The 26683-nt window shown below is 43.8% G+C and carries 19 protein-coding genes; 14 read left to right on the top strand and 5 right to left on the bottom strand.

Features of this window, described 5'->3' with window-relative positions; translation table 11 throughout:
- Positions 1–116: 116 nt before the first annotated feature.
- From ABEB05_RS01155 to ABEB05_RS01220, 14 genes are all read left to right on the top strand, one after another.
- Positions 117–1373, top strand: coding sequence for a glycoside hydrolase (locus tag ABEB05_RS01155; RefSeq protein ID WP_265786758.1), 1257 nt, complete (start codon positions 117–119; stop codon positions 1371–1373).
- A gap of 22 nt (positions 1374–1395) precedes the next feature.
- Positions 1396–4014: a glycosyl hydrolase 115 family protein gene (locus ABEB05_RS01160; protein WP_265786760.1), complete on the top strand. Its 2619-nt coding sequence runs from the start codon at positions 1396–1398 to the stop codon at positions 4012–4014.
- 84 nt (positions 4015–4098) lie between these two features.
- On the top strand, positions 4099–4416 hold the full coding sequence (locus ABEB05_RS01165; RefSeq protein WP_265786761.1) for a family 43 glycosylhydrolase: 318 nt from the start codon (positions 4099–4101) through the stop codon (positions 4414–4416).
- A gap of 47 nt (positions 4417–4463) precedes the next feature.
- The gene (locus ABEB05_RS01170; protein WP_265786763.1) at positions 4464–5741 is read left to right on the top strand and encodes an SGNH/GDSL hydrolase family protein; all 1278 of its coding nucleotides are present in this window, start codon (positions 4464–4466) and stop codon (positions 5739–5741) included.
- Between the two features lie 244 nt (positions 5742–5985).
- Positions 5986–8157: an alpha-glucuronidase family glycosyl hydrolase gene (locus tag ABEB05_RS01175; RefSeq protein WP_265786765.1), complete on the top strand. Its 2172-nt coding sequence runs from the start codon at positions 5986–5988 to the stop codon at positions 8155–8157.
- A gap of 288 nt (positions 8158–8445) precedes the next feature.
- Complete coding sequence (locus ABEB05_RS01180) at positions 8446–9558, top strand: endo-1,4-beta-xylanase (RefSeq protein ID WP_265786767.1); 1113 nt, start codon at positions 8446–8448, stop codon at positions 9556–9558.
- 76 nt (positions 9559–9634) lie between these two features.
- Entirely contained in the window at positions 9635–11833 is a 2199-nt protein-coding gene (locus ABEB05_RS01185; RefSeq protein WP_265786769.1) for a glycoside hydrolase family 3 N-terminal domain-containing protein, read from the top strand.
- A gap of 564 nt (positions 11834–12397) precedes the next feature.
- Positions 12398–12793: a VOC family protein gene (locus ABEB05_RS01190; RefSeq protein WP_265786770.1), complete on the top strand. Its 396-nt coding sequence runs from the start codon at positions 12398–12400 to the stop codon at positions 12791–12793.
- Between the two features lie 226 nt (positions 12794–13019).
- Positions 13020–13709, top strand: a complete 690-nt coding sequence (locus ABEB05_RS01195) for a rhamnogalacturonan acetylesterase (protein WP_345694246.1) — start codon at positions 13020–13022, stop codon at positions 13707–13709.
- Positions 13710–13860: 151 nt separating this feature from the next.
- Positions 13861–15351 (top strand): glycoside hydrolase family 28 protein, encoded by a 1491-nt coding sequence (locus ABEB05_RS01200; RefSeq protein WP_265786772.1) that lies wholly within the window; start codon positions 13861–13863, stop codon positions 15349–15351.
- On the top strand, positions 15351–16331 hold the full coding sequence (locus ABEB05_RS01205) for a pectinesterase family protein (protein WP_265786774.1): 981 nt from the start codon (positions 15351–15353) through the stop codon (positions 16329–16331). Before ABEB05_RS01200 ends, ABEB05_RS01205 begins: the two co-directional genes overlap by 1 nt.
- An 88-nt stretch (positions 16332–16419) precedes the next feature.
- Complete coding sequence (locus ABEB05_RS01210) at positions 16420–17805, top strand: 3-keto-disaccharide hydrolase (protein ID WP_265786776.1); 1386 nt, start codon at positions 16420–16422, stop codon at positions 17803–17805.
- A gap of 35 nt (positions 17806–17840) precedes the next feature.
- A complete protein-coding gene (locus ABEB05_RS01215; RefSeq protein ID WP_265786778.1) occupies positions 17841–19169 on the top strand; it encodes a Gfo/Idh/MocA family protein in 1329 nt (442 codons plus the stop codon).
- Positions 19170–19298: 129 nt separating this feature from the next.
- A complete protein-coding gene (locus ABEB05_RS01220) occupies positions 19299–20546 on the top strand; it encodes a tagaturonate epimerase family protein (protein ID WP_265786780.1) in 1248 nt (415 codons plus the stop codon).
- Positions 20547–20561: 15 nt separating this feature from the next.
- Here the strand turns inward: ABEB05_RS01220 and ABEB05_RS01225 are convergent, their stop codons facing one another.
- The 5 genes from ABEB05_RS01225 to ABEB05_RS01245 form a co-directional block, all read right to left on the bottom strand.
- Positions 20562–21377 (bottom strand): SDR family oxidoreductase, encoded by an 816-nt coding sequence (locus tag ABEB05_RS01225; protein WP_265786782.1) that lies wholly within the window; start codon positions 21375–21377, stop codon positions 20562–20564.
- A 488-nt stretch (positions 21378–21865) separates the two neighbouring features.
- Positions 21866–22048, bottom strand: a complete 183-nt coding sequence (locus ABEB05_RS01230; protein ID WP_265786784.1) for a histone H1 — start codon at positions 22046–22048, stop codon at positions 21866–21868.
- Between the two features lie 200 nt (positions 22049–22248).
- Positions 22249–22908: a hypothetical protein gene (locus ABEB05_RS01235; protein ID WP_265786786.1), complete on the bottom strand. Its 660-nt coding sequence runs from the start codon at positions 22906–22908 to the stop codon at positions 22249–22251.
- A 15-nt stretch (positions 22909–22923) separates the two neighbouring features.
- Positions 22924–23628, bottom strand: a complete 705-nt coding sequence (locus ABEB05_RS01240) for a cytidine deaminase (RefSeq protein WP_265786788.1) — start codon at positions 23626–23628, stop codon at positions 22924–22926.
- Positions 23628–26570, bottom strand: coding sequence for a serine hydrolase domain-containing protein (locus ABEB05_RS01245; RefSeq protein WP_265786790.1), 2943 nt, complete (start codon positions 26568–26570; stop codon positions 23628–23630). Before ABEB05_RS01245 ends, ABEB05_RS01240 begins: the two co-directional genes overlap by 1 nt.
- Positions 26571–26683 lie beyond the last annotated feature (113 nt).

Below are 26683 nucleotides of genomic sequence, written 5' to 3' on the forward strand. Positions count from 1 at the left end.
AAATTTATACAGGAATATGCTTTAGATCCTCAATAAGAATAAGGTTAAAGTCGACAGGTTTTTTTTCGAGCAGTGCCTGACCGATTTCTTTTAAATTTTGATACAGGTAAATGACAATGATGCCTTACCAGGTAATACTTTTTTTATTATTGGTTGTGGGATGTGAAAATAATAACCCCGCTGAACCGGAAAAATCGAACGAAATAAAAGCAGATGCTTCAACCATTAATTTAGCTGTGGATGAGCAGATTATACGAGGCTTCGGAGCTGCTAATATCGTTGGATGGCGACCGGATATGACCAACTCCGAAATTGAAAAAGCATTCGGTGCTGGTGAAGGGCAACTGGGTTTTACTATCCTTCGCCTGAAGATACATCCTGATCCCTCTCAGTGGCAGCAGAGTGTATCTGCGGCAAGGAAAGCGTACAACATGGGAGTTAAAATCATTGCAGCCCCTTGGAACGCCCCGGATGATATGCTTATTCTTGGTACAGAAAAAGATACAGTAGCTGCTGACAAATACGATGAATATGCCGCTCATCTGGAATCATTTAGAGATTATATGTCAGATAATGGAGTCCCGATCTATGCGATCTCAATTCAAAATGAACCAGACTATGCCAATACTTGGACAGGGTGGAGCCCGGAGGGTATGCTTACCTTCATGAAGAATCATGCCGATGTTATAGATACCCGGATTATGGCTCCTGAGTCCTTTCAGTTCAGGAGAAATATGTCGGACCCTATACTTAACGATCCGCAGGCAGTTGGGAATATCGATATCGTCGGCGGTCACATTTATGGAGGAGGACTTGAACCTTATCCTCTGGCCGAAGAGAAAGGAAAGGAGGTGTGGATGACCGAGCACTACACCACAAGTGACCGGTCTGGGAACCTTTGGCCCGATGCGCTTGAAGTGGGCCATGAAATCCATCAGGTAATGCGTGCGAATATGAATGCCTATATCTGGTGGTATATCGTCCGGTATTACGGCCCAATCGGCGATGGGGAGGAAAATAGAACTAAAGGCGAAATCACAAAGCGGGGCTATGTGATGTCGCACTATTCCCGTTTTGTTCGTCCCGGATACCATCGGTTAGCAGCTGATGAAAATCCCAAAGGAGAGATTTACATCACCGCATATCAGGGAGACGACAAGGTCGTTGTGGTAGCTGTAAATATGGGTTCGTATGACCGTGAACAGCAGTTTGTTTTGGAGAACCGTGACCGTACCATCATTTCCATGACGCCCTACGTGACCTCAGAAACACAAAGTATGGCAAAAGGCGAGCCACTCACTGTTTCAGATGAGTATGGTACGTTCACATATGAAATTCCAACCAACAGTATTGTAACCTTTGTTGAAGAATAGCTGATCAAATAATCTATCCGTTATGTTTACAACCAATCCATCATTCAGCATTATGAATGCTACTACCACACTCTTTAGAAACCTCAGTTTAACCTGTCTGTTGGTTTTTAGCCTTGCACTAACTGTCGCAGCGCAGCAAACGAGCGGACTAGCATCCGAAATTATTACAACTCAGCCTCAGTCTGATGTTGATTTTCCTATTGTCAGTGAGGGTGCCGAGGCATCGCCGCTGCGGTATGATGCCAACGATTATGAAGGTGTAGTCCGTGCCATTTGCGACCTTCAATCGGATATTGATACGGTTACTGGGATGCAACCAGAACTAGTGACCTCGGAAAGTTCGGCCGGGCATCAAATTATCATCGGCACGCTGGGTAAAAGCGAGGTGATCGATCAGCTTGTCACAGAAGGTAAATTGGATGATAAAGATCTGAAAGATAAGTGGGAGAGTTTCGTTATTACAACAGTAGAAAATCCAAGTACCGGCGGAGACCAGGCACTGGTTATTGCTGGCAGCAATGAGCGGGGGACTATTTATGGAATTTACGAATTATCAAAGCAGCTGGGTGTATCTCCCTGGTACTGGTGGGCCGATGTACCAGTCGATCAGCGTGCTTCAGCATATGCTTCTAGTGGGTACTACACATCTGGCGAGCCGGCCGTAAAGTATCGCGGTATCTTTATTAATGATGAAGAACCTGCGTTCGGCGGCTGGGCACGGGAGAAGTTCGGCGGCATCAACAGCGATATGTATAAGCATGTATTCGAACTTATTCTGCGGTTGCGCGGGAACTATATGTGGCCAGCCATGTGGGGTAAAGCGTTTAACGAAGACGATCCCAAAAATCCGGAGTTGGCGGATAAATACGGCATTGTAATGGGCACGTCTCACCACGAGCCGATGATGCGGGCTCAGGCGGAATGGTCGGCCCATGGGGATGAATACAATAACGGGGAATGGAACTACCTCACAAATGAAGAAGGGCTAAAACAGTTCTGGATAAATGGCTTTGAGCGAAATCATGAATATGAGAACCTCGTCACGCTGGGCATGCGGGGGGACGGCGATATGGAAATGGAGGGCACCGGAAGCCTGCAGAAAAATATCGATCTCATGGAAAAAATTATCGCCGACCAGCGCGATATCATTGAAAATGTCACTGGTAAATCGGCCTCCGAAACCCCGCAGGTGTGGGCGCTCTACAAAGAGGTGCTGCAATATTACGAGCAGGGGATGGAAGTGCCTGACGATGTGATTATACTTCTGGCCGACGACAACTGGGGCGATGTTCGTAAGCTGCCAGAACTGAATGAGGAGAAGCATCCTGGAGGGTACGGCATGTACTATCACGTTGATTACCACGGCGCTCCGCGTTCATACCGCTGGCTCAACATGAATCAGCTTCCGCACATGTGGGAGCAGTTGCAGCTTACCTATGATTATGGGGTGGATAAGGTATGGATTCTGAATGTGGGTGACATTAAACCGATGGAATATCCCACTACCTTTTTCCTGGATATGGCCTGGAATCCTGAGTCGTTTAATGCCCATAATCTTAAGGATTATGCAGAGAAATTTCTTGAGGATAAGATAGGAGCCGACAGAGCAGAAGAAGCGGCTGATATCTTAACCACCGCTTCCAAGTTTAACAGCCGTATAACTGCGGAACTGCTGGATGAGAATACCTTTAACCTGCAGAGTGGGGAGTTTCAGCAGGTACGCGATTCGTATCTGGCACTGGAAGCCCGGGCACTGCGTCAGTATAAAGACCTGCCCAAGCGCTATGAGGATGTCTATTACCAGCTCATACTCTTTCCTGTACAGGCGATGGCCAACCTGTATGATATGTACTATGCCCTTGCCATGAATAAGAAACTGGCGGCTGAAAATGACTTGCGAGCCAACTACTGGGCCGACCATGTAGTCGAGGCGTTCAAGCGGGATTCCGCACTCACTGAAGAATTCCATCAGATAGCCGATGGTAAGTGGAACCATATGATGGATCAGACCCATATTGGATATGAGTCATGGACACAGCCGAAGGGGGGTGACCAGATGCCTGAAGTGAACCGCGTGGATTCAAGCGAAGCCACTCAAGGCGGTTATATCTTTAACGAAGCAAATAATGATGTAGTGGTGATGGAAGCGGAACACTACTATGAAAATGAAGCTGCTGACAATGCCAAATGGACCGTAATACCTGATCTCGGGCGTACGCTCTCCGGTATCGCTCTGATGCCGTATACCGAACAGACCGATGGTGCTTCGCTTACGTATAGATTCAATCTCGATACCGAGGCTGACAGCGTTAAGTTGCGTACAATATTCGGCACTACGCTTCCATTTAACGGGGAAGGGCACCATGTTGCCGCTTCGCTGAACGGAGGAGAAGAGGTAGTCTGGAATATCAACGAAAATCTGACATGGGAGAATAACTATTCACTAATGTATCCTACGGCAGCTGCGCGGATCATCGAAACCGAACAGACTATGGCGCTGCCGGAAAGCAGTGACGATACCCATAGGCTGACGATTCGTCCATTAGACCCGGGGGTGGTGTTCCATAAGATGATTATTGACGAAGGCGGCTACGTTGAAACATTCCTCAAGATGTCGGAAAGCTCCTATGTAAAAGAGTAATAACTAAGAGTACCTCCTTAGAAAAGGAGGACAGGAGGATTGATTTAGTCTGCTCCTGTTACTACCAACATCAATTTCAAGATTATGTACTTAAACGTTCCCAGAAATTTAGCCCTGAATCAGGGCTGCGGCCGGGATTCTGCCCCGCCTGCAGTTGAGCAAACCACAGCATCAGCTGCGTCTGATCCCAAATTCGACTGGTTTAAATATGAAGGTAATGACCCTGTCTATCAGCACCTGTCGGTTGGCGAGAATGAGTTTATCAATCCGATTAACGCCGGTTTTTACCCCGATCCGAGTATTGTACGCGTAGAGGATGACTACTACATGGTGTATTCATCCTTTATCTACTTTGCGGGTACGGTAATCGCTATGTACGCGTATGAAGACAATAAGTACTAATCATTATAAAAATCATGAGAACCTTAATTGAAATCGTATGAGGAAATATGCGCAACAAAAAAAATGACAGAACAAAAGTAGACCATCTTTTTTCTGACAGCAGAGGGGGCATGATGGTACTGCTTGCACTTCTGTTTGTTATTTCATCCTGCACCAACAGTGCGAATAATTCTGCTGGTCAGAACAGATCGTGGATCGGTACGTGGTCGAGTTCTCAACAGTTGGTGGAACCGCGTAATATGCCACCGGAGCCGGGACTTGAAAATAATACGCTACGGCAGGTGGTACACGTTTCGCTTGGCGGAGACTCTCTGCGTGTTACTTTCTCCAATACATATGGCAATGCGCCTCTAACCCTGAATGAAGTGCACCTCGCCGTTTCGGATGACAGCAGTGCTATTAGGCCCGAAACCGACCAGACACTATACTTCGATGGAAAGAAACAGGTGACAATTAACCCGGATACGACCGCTACTACCGATCCTTTTGCTTTCGACCTGCAACCGCAGAGTAATGTGACTATTACTATTCATTACGGACAGGTGCCTTCCGACCTGACCGGGCATCCGGGATCGCGGACCACATCATATGTAGTAGAAGGTAACCAGCTTTCAGCCACTGCTTTTGATAGTTCCGGTCAGAAAAACCGCTGGTATACCATTCGCAGCATTGAGGTGCTGGCACCCGATTCGGCTGCCAGTGTTATCGCTCTGGGTAATTCTATTACCGACGGGCGTTCATCCGGAATCAACAAACAGGCCCGGTGGACCGACTACTTGGCCCGCAGGTTGCAGGCCAATCCTGAAACCAGCCATATATCAGTGCTGAACCAAGGGATAGGAGGTAACTGTGTGCTCAAAGACTGTCTTGGTCCTTCCGCACTGAGTCGTTTCCAGGAGGATGTACTGAATCAGCCGAAAGCTAAATGGCTGATCATCATGGAGGGCGTCAATGATATCGGCGGTTCTCAGGGGGCGGAAGGAGCAGCCCAAGTTGCCGAGAATCTGATCGATGCCTATAAAACGATGATCGACAAGGCCCATGATCACGATATGAAAATATACGGTGCAACGATTACGCCATTTGGAGGATCATTTTACGATTCACCACCAAAACGGGAAGTGTGGAAAAAAGTCAATGAATGGATACGAACTAGTGGACACTTCGATGCTGTTATCGATTTCGCTGCAGCCCTCCGTGATCCGGAGCAACCCACGCGATTATTGCCTAAAGCTGACTCTGGCGACCATCTTCACCCAAGCCCCCAGGGCTACCAGATGATGGCAAAGGCCATCGATCTGAAACTTTTTAAAAAAGACTCCTGATGAAATTGTTGATACAGTATAGCTTGTCTATATTTCTGATGGTATGCTTTTTGATCAGTTGAAGTAACATTTGAAGTGAACCTGTAAAAGAAGTTTGTAACATGGAAGTCAAGTGGTAGGATGGCTCCCGGGAAATCGTCGCTGTAAAAAATGGGAAGAAAGAATATAAAATTAACTATAATGAATAGATATAACTGAATTTGAAGGGAATATTTATACAAATAATCACAAGGTTAGGCCTATTATGATACTCAAAATATACAGATACCTATTGGTGTTATTGCTTTTAGTAGCGGGACTTGGTGTGCAGCATCTAGAGGCCGATGATGGTTATCGACTCTGGTTGCGATATGATCAGATTTCAAATGAAGAGGTACGTGAGCAATATCGATCGTCTATTGGAGAAGTTGTTTTAAATGATAATTCAGATACCTTTGCACTGATCAAAGAAGAAATTACCAAGGGACTAAGCGGTCTGCTGGGGAAGGATATTCCGGTTAACAGTCAGGTAACTGATAATCCATCCCTGATCATTGGGACCCCCTCCAACTCAAATGTGATTTCATCTCTTGATCTAACTGAAAAACTAAAGTCTGTTGGAAATGAGGGCTTTTTAATTGAACAACACGAGATAGATGGAGAAAATCATTTCATAATTGCCTCAAGTACGGATATAGGAGCTCTTTACGGTACCTTCCATTTTTTGCGATTGCTTCAGACGCATAAGGATTTGCAGGATATCGCCATTGAAAGTGCACCCAAAATCCAACACCGCGTTTTAAACCACTGGGATAACCTGGATCGTACTGTTGAACGCGGATATGCCGGTCTCTCATTGTGGGAATGGAAGACATTGCCAAATTATGAGGATCCACGATATAAAGACTATGCCCGGGCCAATGCATCTATTGGTATTAACGGAACGGTGCTCAATAATGTGAATGCCAATCCAAATATGCTAACCGAACAGTATATCAAAAAAGCGGCTAAGCTTGCTGATATATTTCGTCCATACGGAATTACCGTATATTTTTCGGCTAATTTTTTTGCTCCAAGCCGTATTGGAGGACTTGAGAACTCGGATCCGCTGAATCCCAAAGTACAGCAGTGGTGGAAAGATAAGGTTGATCAAATTTATAAACATATTCCGGATTTTGGGGGATTTCTTGTTAAAGCCAACTCTGAAGGGCAGCCCGGTCCCCAGGACTATGGCCGTTCTCATGCGGAAGGGGCAAACGTATTGGCCGAAGCACTGGCTCCCCACGATGGCATAGTGATGTGGCGGGCCTTTGTGTATAGTCCCGAGCAAGAAGATCGCTTTAGAGAAGGCTATGATGAGTTTGTGCCGCTGGACGGAGAATTCGCTGATAATGTAATATTGCAGGTCAAAAATGGTCCCATCGATTTTCAGCCGCGCGAGCCATTTCATCCGCTTTTTGGAGCCCTTCCTGAAACAAATACGATGATGGAGCTACAGATTACACAGGAATATTTTGGATTCAGCAACCATCTGGCATATCTGGGTCCGCTGTATACCGAAGCCATAAACGCCGATACCTATGCCAAGGGGGAAGGATCAACGGTTGCCAAGGTTATCGATGGAGAAGTATTTAATTATGAGCATACAGGGATTGCAGGGGTTGCTAATACCGGCACTAACCGTAACTGGACCGGACATCCCTTTGGACAATCGAATTGGTATGCTTTTGGACGGCTGGCATGGGATCATACCTTAACGGCAGAAGAAATCGCTGACAATTGGATTCGAATGACATTCTCGCATGAACAGGATCTTATGGAGCCGGTCAAAGAGATCATGATGATGTCGCGTGAGGCAGGAGTGCGTTATAGAAATCCGCTCGGACTTACCCATCTGTATGCTCAGGGACATCACTATGGTCCGGCCCCCTGGACTTCAGAATTATCCCGTCCTGACTGGACCGCCGTCTATTATCACAAAGCTGACGAAGAGGGCATCGGTTTTGATCGCACAGAAACAGGATCGAATGCGATAGAACAATATCATCCACCAGTGAAGGAAAAGTTTGACGAATTGGAAGATACGCCTGAAGAATACCTTCTTTGGTTTCATCACGTAAGTTGGGATCATGAAATGTCTACCGGCCGGACACTTTGGGAAGAGCTTGTCCATCGCTATTACCAAGGGGTGGAGGACGTTCGGGAAATGCAGCGAAAATGGGCCTCCGTTGAAGGACTAATTGATCAGGAGCGGTACGATCATGTGGAATCTTTGCTTGAAATACAGGAAGAAGATGCCATATGGTGGAGGAATGCCTGTGTGCTTTATTTCCAGACGCATTCGGGTAAGCCCATTCCCGAAGGATATGAAAAGCCTGAACACTCACTTGAGTATTATAAAGAGCTGGAGGAAACGCACCATATTGCCCGGTTCTGACAGCTCCCGAAGCAAAAATGGACAGTGAGTAAAAAGCCGGGAGGATCTGATTAAAAAAATTATCGGTCTAGAAGTGGTTTCATAGGTGATCCACCAGATTTAATTTGGGTTTACTATAAAACTATGTTTTTATTTAATATAGACACTGATTGTGTAAACGATTGTACATAATAATGAACACTAGGAACTGAAATAATAGCGGATGACTGCTGACTGCAAGATTATTTGAGAGGGCGCAGTTTAAGCATTAAATAAATAATTGAAATCAGAAATAAAGTAAACGGGATTATGAATAGGGAATATTCTTTTACGTGGGGACACTTGCTGTTACCCATACTTTTATTTGTAGTATTATCCTGTCAGAAGTCGGTGACTGAGAACTCCGAAAAACTTCCCGCCCTGAAAGAGGTTTACAAAGATCATTTTGTTATAGGTGCGGCCTTAAATCAAAATCAGGTTGATAATCCCAACTCCAAGGCCATGGAATTAGTAAAGCAGCAATTCAATTCCATAACCCCTGAAAATCTTTTAAAGTGGGAATCTGTCCACCCTGAGCCAGACAGTTTTAACTTTCAGCCTGCTGATCAGTATACACAGTTTGGTGAAAACCAAGGGATGTTTACAGTGGGGCATACCCTGGTTTGGCATAACCAGACCCCGGATTGGGTCTTTACGGATCAGGAAGGAGAGGAATTAAATCGCAGTGATCTTCTCAAGCGAATGGAGAACCATATTTCTGCTGTGGCAGGAAAATACAGCGGAAAGATTGATGGCTGGGACGTAGTTAACGAGGCTTTCGAAGATGACGGCACCTTTAGGGAAACCGAGTGGTATAAGATAATCGGTGAGGACTATATCGAACAGGCTTTCCAGTTTGCTCACAAAGCAGATTCAAACGCTCAGCTGTATTACAATGATTATAACCTGTGGAAACCGGAAAAGAGAGATGCTGTTATAGCCCTTGTTAAAGATCTTCAGTCAAAAGGGATTAAGATAGATGGGGTAGGCATGCAGTCTCACCTGGGACTTGAAGACCCGTCTGTTGAACAAGTTGAAGCCAGTATTGAGGCGTTTTCAACACTTGGTATAGATGTTATGATCACCGAACTGGATATAAATGTTACCAGAACCCTGATCGATAAAGATATAGAATTTGAAGGAGCGCTTCCTGATTCACTCCAACAGCAATTGGCGTCCCGTTATGCCGATCTATTTAATCTCTTCGATAAACACAAAGATAAAATATCACGAGTAACATTTTGGGGCGTTAATGACGGCCAGTCGTGGCTCAACTACCGCGACGATAGCAATAGAAGAAACTATCCCTTACTGTTTGATCGTGAAAATGAACCTAAATCAGCTTTCTATTCTGTAATTGAGGTAGTGAATGAAGAGATGTAGTATATAAACTATATATTATTAGGATAACAGGCATTTAAAAAATAAAACCTTAATAAAATCGAGTGAGGTAAAAACTATGAAAAGTAAAGTTACCTTATTACTTATAACTATATTAATTCTAGGATTCGGGCAGGGAGTGGTTGCTCAAGATAAACCGCTATACCTGGATCCGGATCAACCTACGGAGGAAAGGGTTGATGACCTGATTCAAAGGATGACGCTTGAAGAAAAAGCATCGCAAATGCAACACGACTCTCCTGCGATTCCACGATTAGAGGTTCCAAAATATAATTGGTGGAATGAAGCACTCCATGGAGTCGGCCGATCCGGTGTGGCAACAGTTTTTCCGCAAGCCATTGCAATGGGAGCTACCTTTGATAAAGATTTGATCCATGAGGTAGCTACCGCTATTTCTGACGAGGCACGAGCCATGTATAATATTTCCGTCGAAAAGGGATACCGTCAACAATACGCAGGATTAACCTTTTGGACTCCTAATGTAAATATTTTCAGAGATCCCCGTTGGGGAAGAGGGCAAGAAACGTATGGTGAGGATCCCTTCCTGATGTCTGAAATGGGAGTAGCATTTGTAGAAGGATTGCAGGGCGATCATCCCGAATATATGAAAGCTGCAGCCGGAGCCAAACATTTTGCTGTGCATAGTGGTCCGGAACGACTACGCCATGAATTTAATGCAGAGGCATCTAAGAAAGATATGTATGAAACCTACCTGCCAGCCTTTGAAGCTGCAGTTAATGCTGGGGTGGAAACCGTCATGTGTGCCTATAATGCAACCAATGGCGCCCCGGCTTGCGCCAGCGATGAGCTATTAAATGAGATACTTCGACAAGAATGGGGATTTGACGGTCATATTGTCTCAGATTGTTACGCACTTGAGGACTTATATACAGAAGGAGCTCATAATGTTGTTGAGGGAGAAAAAGAAGCAGCAGCCCTGGCTTTGGAAACCGGCGTTAATCTCAATTGTGGAAGTACCTATTCAACGCTGCCCCAGGCAGTGGAAGCGGGCTTGATTAGTGAAGATAAAATTGATGAAGTACTTAAACCATTACTGACTACCCGGTTTAAACTGGGCATGTTCGATCCATCCGAAATGAACCCTTATAACGAATTATCTGAGGATGTAATTAATAGCCCTGAACATCGCAGACTGTCCAGGGAAACAGCAGTTAAATCTATCGTGATGCTCAAAAATGACGGTGTGCTGCCCCTTGAAAATGATTTATCCCGGTATTTTGTAACGGGTCCCAATGCTACGAGTATTGAGGCTCTTATTGCAAACTACTACGGCATTAATGATCAGATGGTAACCATATTGGAAGGATTAGCCGGAGCCATAGAGCCTGGCAGCCAAATGCCTTATGAACAAGGGGTCTTATTGGACCGCGAAAATGTGAATCCCATTGACTGGGCCAGCCCGAATGCGAGTATTTCTGATGTTACGTTTATGGTTATGGGCATTAACAGCTTACTTGAAGGAGAAGAGGGAGCATCTATTGCCTCGCCTCATTATGGTGATCGTCTGGATTACAACTTACCCCAAAACCAGATCGATTACCTTGAAAAATTGACCGAAGGGAATGACAATCCGGTTGTAGCAATTATAACGGGAGGAAGTCCCATGAATCTAGCTAAAGTTCATGAGCTGGCTGATGCAGTATTGCTAGTCTGGTATCCCGGACAGGAGGGGGGAAATGCCGTTGCGGATGTGGTATTCGGAAAAGAGTCGCCATCGGGCCGGCTTCCGCTTACATTTCCAAAATCATTGGATCAACTTCCTCCCTATGAAGACTATTCTATGGAAGGCCGAACCTACCGGTATATGGAAGAAGAACCGTTATATCCGTTTGGATTTGGACTCAGCTATACAGAATTTGAATATTCTGATATCGAATTATCTTCAGCAAGCTTAACGGAAGGGGATTCCGTAACAGCCAAAGCAACGGTAACGAATGTCGGAGATGTTGAATCCGATGAGGTTGTTCAGCTTTATATATCCGATCTGGAAGCCTCAGTGAGGGTACCTATACACTCCTTAAAAGGGGCAGAACGCATCAGCCTGAATCCGGGTGAATCAACCGAAGTTGAATTTGAGATTAACTCAGAGTTGCTGGAATTGGTTAATGAAGAGGGAGAAAGACAACTAGAACCGGGAGAATTCCAGATCACAATAGGTGGTTCCGTTCCCACTGAACGCAGCATGGAATTAGGAGCTCCAGAACCTGTGGAAACTATACTCCGGGTTGAGCAATGATTTATTATTAGTACGAATATGCTGTACTAAACATCCTCTTTAACCCCATGTCCTTTGTGTAAGGATATGGGGTTATATTATTTATTGGTTCCAAATCTCTATGTGACACCAATAAAGCTTTGAAAAGTACTGAACCTATACCAGGTAGAGAAATAAACTGCCAATTAGAACTTGGTTGCCAATATTTAAGATAATCGGATGGGCAGGAAGACAAGATGAATTTGATTTAATAAGATTGGTCAATGTTAGTTGTGTATAGTATTTTCTTTCAGAAAAATGCTTCTTGGCAGCATGATAATGAAGGAAATGAAATCCGGTTACCTCGATAGGGGTTTGTGTTTCTGGGGTATTTTTTTTAAATAACCAACCAATCATTAGGGATAATCTGTTTAAGCTAAAATAATTCAATTTTTGATATGCTGCTTTAGCTAAAGGCAGCATAATTTTTTCAGATAATACTTAACCGGTTAAATATGGCTACTAAGAAGTTAAAATTAGGCTTCATATTTCATTGTTTATAGCAAGTAGAAGGGATTTAAAATTAATTAAGAATACTTAGGTAAGATGAAAATAGAGCATTTTGCGATAAATGTTGAACAACCCCTGGAAGTGGCTGACTGGTATGTCAGGCATCTGGGATTTGAGATTGTGAAGCAAGATTCAGAACCACCGTATACAACTTTTCTTGCTGACGATGAGGGACGCGTAATGATTGAGGTCTATAATAATCCTTCCGATAAGGTCCCGGATTATTCAAACATGGATCCGTTGATTCTGCACCTGGCAATGGTTTCTAAAGATCCGGCAGAAGATAAGAAGCGATTAATTGAGGCGGGGGCGAAAGAGGTAAGCGACGAGATACTGGAGGATGGATCGCATTTAGTAATGCTAAGGGATCCCTGGGGATTTTCAATACAGCTATGTAAGCGTTCTACTCATATGTTAAGGAAGGGAGATTAGCTAGCTATTTATTTGAATCAGGTGAAAAAGAGAATCATTGCTATAAAAACCACAGTGTGAATGGTAGTAATTTTTGGAAGCAGATATATGCAACAACTTAATATATAATAAAATGTAAGTTATGCTCGAAAGGAAATGGAACCGAATTAGAAGTATTTCATTAAAAGTGAGGTCTGGTGTTAAAGTTTTTGCGGGCTGCCTGATACTCAGCTTGTTTGTGCCAGGAATGGTATATCAGCCCAAGCCGGTTACCCTGTATTTAATAGGCGATTCCACCATGTCCGAGAAAGAAGTGCAAGCCTATCCTGAAACTGGGTGGGGGATGCCGTTTAAATATTATTTTGATAAAGGAGTAGTGGTGGAAAACCATGCCCGGAATGGACGGAGTACTCGTACCTTTTTGGATGAGGGTCGTTGGGAGCCTATCCTTTCTAATTTAAAAAAGGGCGATTATGTCTTTATCCAGTTTGGCCACAATGATGAGGTACAGAGCAAGGAACAATCCACTACGCCGGAGGAGTTCCAGGCCAACCTGGCAAAATATGTAACGGAAACCAGATCTCGCGGAGGCAAGCCGGTTTTGTTGACTCCCATCGCCCGTCGCCATTTTGATGAGGATGGACAGCTTATCGATACCCACCACCAGTATTCGGAACTGGTAAGAGAAGTAGCTCGCAAATTTGAAGTATCGCTGATCGATATGGATCAAAGAAGCCAGAAACTATTAAAGGCTTTGGGGCCAGAAAAATCAGTTTTTCTGTATCTGCATTTGGATGTGGGACAAAACCCTAATTATCCTGATGGTGTGAAGGATAATACACATTTCAGCGAATTGGGAGCCCGTATGATGGCAGAGCTAGCTCTTAAAGGTATTAGAGATCTGAATTTGGAGCTGGCTTCACATATTCCAAAGTAATAGCTATAACTTTCAATTTTATTTGAGTTTTAATTTTAATATATCTGAGATTATGTCTAATCCAACAATAAGAAGTAACGGGATTTACTCAAAGCAATTATACACGGTAATTTTATTTTTGGCAGTATTAATAACGGTAACATGCGAGGCGATGGCGCAAGAAAATCAGGTGCCTGAAGATATCGCCCCCATTAATACTCCATTTGATATGGCGGAAGTTGAACGCCCTTCCTTTCCGGACAGAACTTTTGATATCCGGGATTATGGAGCGCAGCAAATGCAGGGAGAGAATCCGTTTGAAAATACGGATGCCATCCACAAAGCTATCGAAGCCGCTCACCAAGCGGGCGGGGGAAAAGTATTGATCCCCAAAGGAGAATGGTTGAGCGCTCCCATTCATCTTAAAAGTAATATAAACCTGCATGTAGCGGAGGGGGCTACGGTCTATTTTAGTACTGACAAAGAGGATTATTTGCCGGTAGTAAGGCAGCGCCATGAAGGGGTGGAAGCTTATAATTATTCTCCCATGATTTATGCATATAAGCTTAATAATGTTGCAGTAACAGGTAAGGGAGCACTGGATGCCCAGGGCGACCATTGGTGGGAATGGGCGGAAGGTAAAGACTTTGGTGAGCGCACGGAAGTTACCAAAGTTCCCCTGTCACGGCGCGCCTACGGAAAGGGGGCGGGACTGGAAGGCATGCGTCCTAATTTCCTGATTTTCTGGAAGTCTGAGGATATCCTGGTGGAAGGAATCACCCTGAAGGATTCTCCGATGTGGAATGTTCATTTAGTGTATAGCAACAGGGCCATTGTCCGGGATGTCACCGTAAACAGCTTGCGCGCTCCCAATGGGGATGGTGTGGTACTGGACTCTGCCAGTGATGTGTTGGTAGAGTATAATCATTTCCAAACCGGAGATGACGCTGTTGTACTGAAATCCGGGGTTAATGAAGAGGCCCTAAAGCTCGATATCCCAACTCAGAATATCGTGGTACGGAACTTCGAAGCTCGTAATGTACGTACCGGCAGTGGAGGAATTGTTTTCGGAAGCGAAACCTCCGGTGGTATCAGAAATGTGTATGTACATGACGCCTATTTTGAAGGTTCTGACCGGGGCATCCGTTTTAAGACTGAACGGGGACGCGGCAATGTGATTGAGAATATTTATATCCGTGATATTGAAATGAAGGATATCGACAGCCAGGCGATAAACTTTAATACCTATTACTCCGGTCCGGGATTAACGGGACCATCACCGCTGATCCGAAATATTGATATCCGTAATATCCAGATTGACGGTGTACCGGAACCCATAGTGTTAATGGGTTTGCCGGAGAAGTGGCTGGAAAATATCAATCTACAGGATATTCGCGTCATTAATGCCGAAGAAGGCGCGCGAATTACCCGCGTAAAGAATCTCACGATGAAAAATGTCGAGATTAGCTCCAATACCCGGGCAATGATCGTTGATGATACCTATGAGCTTACGCTTGATAACGTGACACTTACAGATAATACAGAGGGAGCAGAACTTCTTCTTGAAGGAGAGTATACGGGCGCCATTTCTATCGGTAATATGACTCTTAACCAGGTGGAATTTGGGGAAGAAGTATCTGAAAATATAATAAGGGAAAATTGATGATTAGGGATAATAAACAAGCCTGTTTTATTCTACCATTAGTTCTGGCACTCTTAACTGGATTGTCCAATAATGGTTTCGCTCAACAAGAAACTGAATATTTGGTAGCCAAAGACGGTAGTGGTGACTTTACCAATATTCAGGCCGCTATTGACGACAGCAAATCGTACCCCTACGAACGTATCACTATTTTTATAAAGAACGGCGTGTACAAAGAAAAAGTGAAGGTTCATTCATGGAACCCCAACATTTCGTTGATAGGTGAGAGTAAAGAAAAAACCATTATTACCTATGACGATTATTTTGATAAAGTGGATCGGGGACGAAATAGTACGTTCCATACATACACCTTGCTGGTAGATGGCAATGATTTCCACGCGGAAAATCTCACGATCAAGAATAGTGCCGGTCCGGTAGGTCAGGCTGTAGCCCTGCATGTGGAGGCCGATCGGGTTTCATTTGAAAATTGCAGGTTTTTAGGTAATCAAGATACGATTTACCTGGCTGGAGAAGGAGCCCGACACTATTTTAACAATTGTTATATTGATGGTACGACCGATTTTATTTTTGGATCTTCAACGGCCGTATTTGAAGATTGTACCCTGCACAGTAAGAAAAATTCGTTTATAACGGCGGCTTCCACTCCCCAAAGTGAGTCCTTTGGATTTGTATTTCTTGACAGCAAACTAACGGCTGAAGCGAATGTTGACAGTGTATACTTGGGACGCCCCTGGCGAAAATATGCGCAGACGGTTTTTATAAATACGTATATGGGAGATCATATTGTACCGGAAGGATGGGATAATTGGGGAGATGAGTCTAACGAGGAAACTGTCTTTTATGCAGAATATAACAGCCAGGGAGCAGGAGCATTCTTAGATGAGCGGGTGGACTGGTCTGAGATCTTATCAGAAGATCAGGCCCAAAAATATATCCTAAACAATATTTTTGGCGATTGGGAGCCTAATCTGAGAAAATAAATGGAAAATAAAATTGAAATCGACAAAACCTTTCATTATTTGTATCATAGTTATGATTAATTAATAGCATAAAAATAAAGGGAATAAAATGATTCGATTTTTAAAAGTAAGGGTTTTGCAAATCTTGGGATTACTTTTGTTATTAACTGTTCCATTACAGGCACAAGACTGGCAGGAACTCTTCAACGGTGAGAATCTTGATGGGTGGACCCAAAAGGGTGGAGTCGCGGAATATTTTGTGGAAGAAGGAGCCATTGTTGGTGAAGCCATTCCCAGTACTCCCAACTCTTTCTTGGTTACCGAGGAAGAATATGGTGATTTTATACTGGAATTTGAAGTGTATATGGATACCCAGCTTAATAGTGGTGTCCAAATTCGCAGTAAGAGCAGGCCAGATTATCAGGATGGTCGTGTTCACGGCTACCAAGTAGAGTTAGACCCTTCTGATCGGGCCTGGAGTGGAGGTATTTATGATGAAGCCCGGCGGGGATGGCTCTATCCTCTATCCAGGAATAAAAAGGGACAAAAAGCCCTGCAGCTTGGACAATGGAATACCGTTCGGGTAGAGGCGGTTGGATCCAGCATCAACACATGGATTAATGGAATACAAACGGCCCGGTTGGTAGACGATATGACAGCTGAAGGATTTATTGGCTTGCAGGTACATTCTATTAATGACTGGATGATGGAAGGAGCCCAGGTAAAATGGCGCGATATTCGTATCCTCACAGAAAACGTCGAAGCACATCGGAAGACACCGGATCCACAGGTGGAAGAAGTAAGTTATTTAAAGAATGAGTTGACCCAATGGGAAAAAAGTAAGGGCTGGCGACTTCTTTGGGATGGACAAACTTCTGAGGGCTGGCGGGGTGCAAACCTTGATCATTTTCCCGAAAGTGGTTGGACTATTAATGAAGGAGTGCTTACAATTGAAGCCACGGATGGAGGCGAAGCCACCGGACCCGGTGATATCGTAACCACCGCACAGTATAGCGATTTTGAACTGGAGCTGGAGTTTAAAATTACCGAAGGGGCCAATAGTGGTATAAAGTATTTTGTAGATCCGGATCTGAATAAAGGAGAAGGTTCGGCAATTGGAACTGAATTTCAAATTCTGGATGACCAGCGTCATCCCGATGCAGACCGGGGAGTAGAAGGGAATCGTACGGTCGGTTCGCTCTATGATCTTATTCCTGCAGAGAACTTGTCGGTTCCAGGACGAGGGAAGCCTTTTAACGGCGTTGGAAATTGGAATAAAGCCCGGATTGTATCTAAAGATGGACATGTCGAGCATTGGCTCAATAATCAGAAGGTAGTTGAGTATGATCGTTTCTCACAAATATTTGAGGCATTGGTCGCATATAGTAAATACCAAAAATGGGAAGGATTCGGCCAATGGCCGCAGGGACATATTCTGCTGCAGGATCATGGAAATGAAGTTCACTTCCGCAGCATTAAGATCAGAGAATTTTAAAATAGTTGAATACTAAACAGATATAGAATAATATTATGGGATCACGAAAAGATTTTATCAAAAAAGCAACGTTAGGCGCCGGTGGATTAGCATTGGGATTATCCGCAAAAAGTTACGGCAGAGTAATGGGAGCTAATGATCGTATCAATATTGCGATCATGGGATGTGGTCGCCGTGTAGGCGCCTATTATGAGATTCTCTCCTCTGATTACAATACCAATCTAAGCTGGCTTTGTGATGTAAAAGCAAGCCAGCGCACAAAAGTGATTGAAGCGTTGAAAAAGGAAGAGATAGATGCCGAGCCAAAGCAGACGGATGATATCCGGGAAGTACTGGAGGATCCTGAAGTGGATGTCATTTTTAATGCCACCCCTGACCACTGGCATGCGCCGGGGACTTTAATGGCTGTTCAGGCCGGAAAACATGTATATGTAGAAAAACCTTGCAGTCACAACATGGAGGAGAGTAAAATGCTTGTAGCAGCCCAGCAAAAGTATGACAAGATCATACAGATGGGGAACCAACAGCGTTCGGCCCCTCATACCATTGAAATTATTAATGAAATCCACAATGGAGCTATTGGAAGACCCTACAAAGCGGTGGCATTTTATAATAATCAGCGAGGAAAGGTTCCAAATCCCGTTCAGCAGGATCCGCCGGAAGATTTAAACTGGGAGCTGTTCCAGGGACCGGCGCCTCGCGAAGCCTACCATCATGATACGTGGGACTATAACTGGCACTGGTACGGCTGGAAATGGGGAACCGCTGAGACCGGCAATAACGCTACTCACGAGGTTGATGTCGCACGCTGGGCCCTGCAGGTTGACTATCCTGAACAGGTTGACGTAGACGCCGCTAAACAGCACTTTCAGGATGATGGATGGACTATGTATGATACCATGTATGCAACTTTCCGCTATGCTGATGACAAAACGATCAATTGGGATGGAAAGAGCCGAAATAGCTTGCAGACGTATGGTGCAGGCCGGGGAACAATTATTTATGGAACGGAAGGATCAGTTTTTGTAAACAGAGGCATTTACCGGCTTTTTGATCGGGAAGGAGAATTGGTACGAGAAAAATCTGCTGGTGGTAACGAGCAGGGGACGGCCTTGGGTGGGGGCGGAAGTATGTCCACCCGGCATATTCTTAATTTCCTGAATACCATCCGGGGAACATCAGATCAGCAAAATTCTCCCATTGATGAAGGATCCAAAAGTGTAGATCTTTGCCATTTGGCCAATATCGCCTATCGCACGGGCAAAAGCTTAGAAGTTGATTCTTCGACCGGTCGTATTTATGATCGGGAAGCAATGCAACTTTGGGGACGGGACTATGAGTCCGGTTGGGAGCCCAAGGTATAGCATGCATCTTTTTTAAGTATTGAAGTAAATAAAGCTTTTTGTGTTTTAAATTTTTACTTTACCGCTTACTTAAAGTAGTTTACAGTTAAACATTATTATTAATCATATTTATAATTTTACTAAATAATTATGCTTAGAAAGTATTCACTCGGTACCGGGGATCGGTTTGGACAGCAGGGGATAGCGCAACTAAGATCCGTTTTAAAGGCCAAAGAAGAGGAGGGGGTTACCATTACTCCTGTATGGAATAAATCACACCGGGAGCACGAAATTATTGGTACCACTCACCAGGATGTACGCAAGGAGGCAGACGATGCTGTGGACACGCTTAACTGGGCGGACGGCTATTGTGTAGATGCCGATCATATTACCAAGGAGATTGTGGATCCCTATATTTCATGCTCTAACTTTTTTACCATTGATGTGGCTGATTATATCGGAGAGAAAAGTGATTCAGAAGCGAAGGAGGCATTCCTTCAGAAGAACGAAGAACTGATTGGAAATCTGAAAATTCCTGGAATTGAGGAGAGCTTCAAGGTAACGGAATCGTTTTTAAGTAACTGGGCCGATCAGTATTTGCTTGCTATAAAGGAGGCCAGAGCGATATATGAATATATCGCGAAGAAGAAAGATGGCGATGCAGTCTATGAAATATCCATGGATGAAGTGGAAACTCCCCAAACGCCTATAGAGCTTTATTTCATCCTAAAGACGGCTGCAGAAGAAGATATTGAGATTCATACTATTGCCCCAAAATTTACCGGGGATTTTTATAAGGGGGTCGACTATGTGGGAAATTTAGATCAGTTCGTAAAGGAATTTGAGCAGGATATCCTGGTAATTGACCATGCTGTAACGACCTTTAATCTACCGGATAGCCTAAAACTTAGTATTCATTCGGGAAGTGATAAATTTTCTTTATATCCGCATATACACGCGCTGCTAAATAAACATGAGGCGGGAGTTCACCTTAAAACATCCGGAACCACCTGGCTGGAAGAACTTATAGGATTGGCGGAATCCGGCCCAGAGGGTCTGGAAATGGTTTCAACAATCTATAAGGAAGCCTATACCAGATATGGCGAGTTAACCGGTCCTTATAAGCCAGTCATTAAGATCGATCAGAATCAGTTACCCGATCCGAATGAATTTGCGGGATGGGATGGAGCAACCATTGTTGCCAAATTAGAACACCGGCCCGAGCATCCGGAATTTGACTCACAACTAAGACAGTTCCTGCACTGTTCTTATAAGATAGCAGCAGAACAGGGAACCGGTTTTATTGAGCTATTAAAAGAAAACGAGTCAGAGGTAGGTAGCAGAGTTACCAACAACCTTTATGACCGTCATATTAGGCCCTTATTTTTAGGTGAGTAAAGCTAACTAAGCTTATTAAATACCACTAAAGGCGTTAAATCCACCGTCTACGGGGATAACAGTACCGGTAACAAACTTTGAGGCATCACTGCATAACCAAATAGCTGTACCGACTAATTCATCGGCCTCACCAAAGCGATTCATGGGAGTGTGATCGACAATTGTTTGTCCGCGATCGGTCAGGCTCCCATCTTCATTGAGAAGTAAATCACGATTTTGCTTTCCAATAAAAAAGCCGGGTGCAATAGCATTAACGCGGAGATTTTCTCCATGCTTGTTGGCCAGTTCTACCGCCAGGGATTTTGTAAAATTATCTATAGCAGCTTTGGCCGCGGAATAACCGATAACCCGGCTTATAACCTTTTGTGCAGCCATAGAAGAAATATTGATAATGATCCCCTGTTGTTGACCTATCATCTCCTCAGAGAATATTTTACACGGATAATAGGACCCATGCAGGTTAAGATCTACTACTTTTTCGAAGGCTTCATTATCTAAATCCAGAAATGAGTCGTCGGGATCCACAACAGCCCCGGAAATATTTCCTCCGGCTGCATTTATGAGGATATCAATTTTCCCCCATTTAGTTAAGAATTTTTGTTTAGCAGCCTTGAGGTCCTCTTCATTAAGAACGTCTGCAATTAATGATAATGCCTCACCGCCATTACTTTTTATCGTCTCGACTTGTTCTTCAACTGTCTCGCGGGTGCGTCCCAGGATACCTACCTTGGCTCCCGCCTGGGCAATTCCTTCGGCCATTGCTCCCCCCAATACTCCATTACCACCGGTTACAATTGCAGTTTTGCCCGTTAAATCAAAAAGTTTGTTCATAATGTAAAAATCTGAATAATTTAAGTTAAGCGTATCTTCTTATGCATATGGATTGAAACAAAATTCCGACTACATTGTATTGCGCTACAATCAAGTAAGCAAAAAATAACCTGTTTTTTGTCGCTTGTTCGAATGAGGGTAAATATTCCTTAATTTTTTTTGAAAACCAAGTAAGATTATATTTCCCAAAGGATTATACAGATTTTGGAGAAGTCGTTATATATTTACCTATACCGATGTAAAACTCTGTAGCTTACTATCAAAAATCCCTCCCAAATATCATCAAATAGGACCATTGTATTTCCATATCCATCTGTTTGTACAATCGTTTGCATAATATAGAAAATATATTGGTCTGTTTGTAAAAATACTCCTCCTTGTTAGTAGTTGGAGGTGAATTTATTTCTGGAAATAGTCTTCAATGGATAGCTATAAAAAAAGGGATACCGTTGATGACGGTATCCCTTTTTTATTAATGAAAAGAGTGATTATACTTTTCCAGTATTTTTCCACTCTTGAATTTCCATACGAATCTCTTGTGCTTTTTTCTTCATTGCCTGAAGAGTTTTACGGGCACGTGTTCCGGCAGCTTTATTGCCCTTCTCATAGAACTTATTGATGTCAGGTTCCAGCTGATCTAATAGTTCGTTCATTTCATCGTATCGGCTCATTATATAACTCCGTTTTTTATAATTAATATTATCAAAATCGTTCGATGCTGATATATAACATCAGCCTCGATAAGGTCGAATCTATGTATATGGAATTGATCTGTCAAGTAAAAAGCCCTTTTTAATGCAATAAATAGGATTTTTTACATATTTAGACCGGATTTATCCTTAAAAATAAGGTTCTAAAAGAAATATGAAGCTCATTCTACAATCAAAATGGCATTTTCGAGGCTGGGAAACTGACCAAAATCCTGGGCCGTAGTTAAATAGCACCGCCTATTTAGTTTGCTGAACTCATCGGGAATTTGGACATTCCGGAACTCTTTGTCCATCGACTCCCAGCTTATTTTTGAAGGCATATTATTGGTGAAAATTTCGGCTTTGTCTGATTTCGAAAAAATAACCAGCTCATCGCTATTCAGTTCTTTCTGCAAGAAGGATAACAACTTGGGTAATTCAACGGAAATTTCCTTATTACGATCAAGATCCTGAACTAATGTTGAAATTAAAAGTACTGGCTGATCAGAAATGTTCTCAAGGAAAGTACGGTCGAGTTGTAAATTGCCATCCTTAAGGGTAATAAAATTTCGTTTATAGGGATTGATTCCAATAGTGGAAACGCCTTCATCTGCTAGTAGCGCTACCAGTCTTTTGTTTAGATCTTTGAGACTTCGAATGGTAGCTTCTTCACGCATTACACCTGTTTGAATAATGCGCTCAGTATATTCGCTGTCGGTATGTACGATAATAGAGCGAATATTGTTATCGCTTTGCTGCTGTTGAGCCAGAGATCGAGCCAAAGCGGTTAGAAATATCCCATTGTCAAGGTGATCATGATCAAGTGCTGCAAGGTAACGCATATAATTTTTTAAAATCTATAAATTTGAAAGAGCATTTGAATGAAAGCTAAAAGGGAGCAGGTCTTTGGCAAAATGGTTGGACCGCGTATGATCGGAATGATGTAAGTATATCTTTTTTTCGGGTATATGTTCGATAATTACCTGGCGGCAGGCCCCACATGGGCTGCTATAATCTCCATCTCGGGAATGAATATGAAGTGCTTTAATATTGAGATCATAAGTCAGAGCTTTAGCAATAGCCACGCGCTCCGCACAAAGCCCCATGTTCCATGAGGTACATTCAATATTAGCTCCTCCAATATATCCCTGGTTTGTTTCTGCCAGTGCCGCAACGGGGAAGTTGGAGTTCGGAACCCGTGCCCGCTCCAGCAAATTGATTAAAAGTTGATCGGGGGTGTCATGATCATGTAGGATGATTTCAGCAAGGACGATATCTGGTGGGTTTTCTGTATCAAGCTTTTCCACTGATATATTAAACTCTTTCTTCCATAAGGGAAGAAAGGGGTCTTCCGGGTTTGTAGTCAGTAGCCTGTCCGGCTTTTTCCCTTCGCTAATACAGCAAAAAAGCGCATTTTGTGCAGCCGTAATGGAAAGAGGATACGAAATATTTTCTATTCGTATACCCGGGAAATACTCTCCCTCTTGACCACGTACCAAAGCGAGTTCCGGCTGATGAGAATAGGGCACATAACTATGTTCGTATCTTTGAAGAAGATCCATTAATCAATAACTGAAGTGATTACAGCATTGGCCACCGCTGCTCTTATTTTACTAATATTCCGTCCATATGACCGATACGGATAGACGCGGTTCGTAAGAATAATAATTGTCAGATCATGCTCCGGGTCAACCCAAAAACTGGTACCGGTAAATCCGGTATGACCAAACGTTTTTTCACTGGTAAGCGATCCCGCTGAACTGGAATCTTCGTCTTTTCGGTCAAAACCCAGTCCACGGTTTACATACTCCGACTGTTTGCGGGTAAAAGAATTGATAATAGCGGGAGACAAATATTGTTGTCCGCCATAGGTCCCCCCGTTAAGTAGCATCTGAGTATAAGCTGCCAGGTCAGATCCGGACGAGAAAAGTCCGGCGTGACCCGCCACTCCATCCATATAATATGCGCGTTCGTCATGTGCTTCGGCCCGTATGGTCTTTTGGCGATATATAGTATCGATTTCCGTGGGAGGGATACGATTTGAGACCCACTGTCCGACATCCCGGGGATTAAAATAGGTACTATTCATTCCCATGGGCGAGTAAAAGGTATCCCGCATGTATCGATCCAGTCTTTTGCCGGTAACCTTTTCTACAATTTCGCCCATTAGGATAAAACCCAGATCACTATATTCATAAGTGGTTCCGGGTTCATTGATAAGCGGTTCATTCTTAATGGCTTCTACTATTGCACTGCGGGATTTAAGCTTATCTACATAAACGCGATAAGCAGGCAGGCCTGAGGTGTGTAGTAAAAGATGGCGGATGGTGATATCCTGTTTCTTTCCTTTGTTAAACTCAGGAAAATATGAGGAAACTTTGTCATCAAGGTTAATCTTTCCTTCATCGATGAGTTTCATCATGGCCGGAGTGGTAGCGGTCACTTTTGTCAGTGAGGCGAGATCGTAGATATCAGATTTGTTAACCGGATTATGTTTCTCGTAGGTTTCATACCCAAATCCTTTTTGGTAAGCGACCACGCCATCTTTAACAACCGTTACCACGCCTCCGGGAAAGGTTGAATCAAAAATTGCATCATGCATGATGGTATCGATTTTATAGAGGGAATCACTTGAAAGCCCCGCTGATTGGGGGTCCCCGAATCGTATGGTAGTCTGTGGAAGCGATAATCCCCTGTTAATGCCATAGGAACCCGGAATTTCAATGGGCAACCTGCCCCCTATATTTGAGGCGCCAAAGAGGGCAGGGGCGGTATTACGCAGTTGTAAGTCGGATCCCTGCCAGGCCAGCAGGTGAAATCGGGCATTCGGAAGATCTCCAACCGCGTAAGGATTCCCAAAAGTGATAACCCCTTTTGGAGTACCATCGGGTAACGAATGGATTAGACGCCGCTGGGCTGCATCAAAATGGTGCCCACCACTCGAATTGATATAAACATGGGAGCCAATGATAATAAGATTTGCCCATTGTGCACTTTGAATAATATCCTGACGATCTTCAGCACTTATATTACGATGAAAGACCCGGTGCCGTACAGCGGGGTGATATTTACGCATTTCATAGGCCAGTGCTGCTCCTCTTTCCTCATTATCGTTGTCGGTAACCGAAAGTAGCAGAATACGGGAATAACGATTGGGCTGTATTGGGAGCATTCCCCTCTCATTTTTTAGGAGTGTTAGTGATTTTCGGCTAATTTCATTTGCTATTTCTCTATTCTCGGGATTGCTTATCGCAATATTCAGCTGATTAATATCGATTTTCCTTTGCTCAAAGAGACCCGCTTGTTTCTTTTTTTTCAGGATTTTACGCACCGAGCGATTAATGCGATTTTCCGTAAGTATTCCTCTTTCTACTGCCCGCTCCACTTCTTGTATGGCCGAAATTTCATCAAGGCTTAGCAGCATCATGTCAGCCCCGGCCTTGAGAGATCGGATAACCGCTTCACCAGGCGAAAAATGGGCGGATATTCCCCGCATTTCGAGTCCATCGGTAGCGATAAGCCCTTTAAAATTAAGGGAATCAACCAAGATGCGCCGAAGAATAGAGGGATCCAGCGTACCGGGAAGGTTAGGATTATCACTGATATTGGGGAAGGCAATATGAGCACTCATAATGCTTTGAATGCCGCTATCTATCATTTTTTTAAAAGGAACCAGTTCCACCTCCTCTAACCGTTCATAATCATGGTTTATTACAGGAAGAGCATAGTGGGAATCGGTATCCGTGTCGCCGTGGCCGGGAAAGTGCTTGCCGGTAGCAATAATGTTTTGTGACTGGATTCCCTCCATAAAACGCTGTCCATACAGGGCAACGGTATCCGGCTTTCCTGAAAACGAGCGTACATTGATTACCGGATTACGGGGATTGTTATTTACATCCAATACAGGAGCAAAAACCTGGTGAACGCCCAGCGCTTTGGCTTCCTGTGCGGTAATCCTTCCCGCCAGGTAGGCATAATCTGGGTTTTGAGTTGCGGCAATGCCCATTGCCGGAGGCAGGCGCGTGGTACCCTCCACCCGCATGGCCGCTCCAAACTCCATATCCTGGGTTATCCAAAGAGGTAAACCACTGATCTCCTGTAATTGATTCGTGAGCACCGCCTGACCGTAAACCGAGCCTTTAAAAAAAACAATACCTCCTACATGATATTGTTTAATCAAAGAAGCCAGTTCCCGATAATCTTCATCGTTAACGTTTTGAAAATATCCCTGGGCACGAACGAAGAAAAGTTGTCCGATTTTTTCCCGGAGCGAAAGTTTGTTCAATAGGGAATCGACTTGAATCTCTTTCTTTTTATGCAGTGTATCGACTGAATCGGTGATAGTAACGGGTAACTTGTAATTTGCATCAGGAATATCCTGGGCATAAGCCTTCGTTGCTCCCTCCAGCTTTTCAAAAGAGCACGCCTGTATAAATAGAAGTATTATTATAGTCGACCCCAGAGCGGTGCATATTTTAATGATATTATGATGAAATTGAGGCATAAGTGGTGTGTAGAGGATATCTAAAAGGATTGATCACATTGATAAATATCGAAACGGAAACATAGCTCAAAGCGGCTGTCAAGTCAATGGTATTTATGAGATTTTGTGGTTGT

The organism is Fodinibius salicampi, from assembly GCF_039545095.1.
In the GTDB taxonomy this organism is placed as follows: Bacteria; Bacteroidota; Rhodothermia; order Balneolales; family Balneolaceae; genus Fodinibius; species Fodinibius salicampi.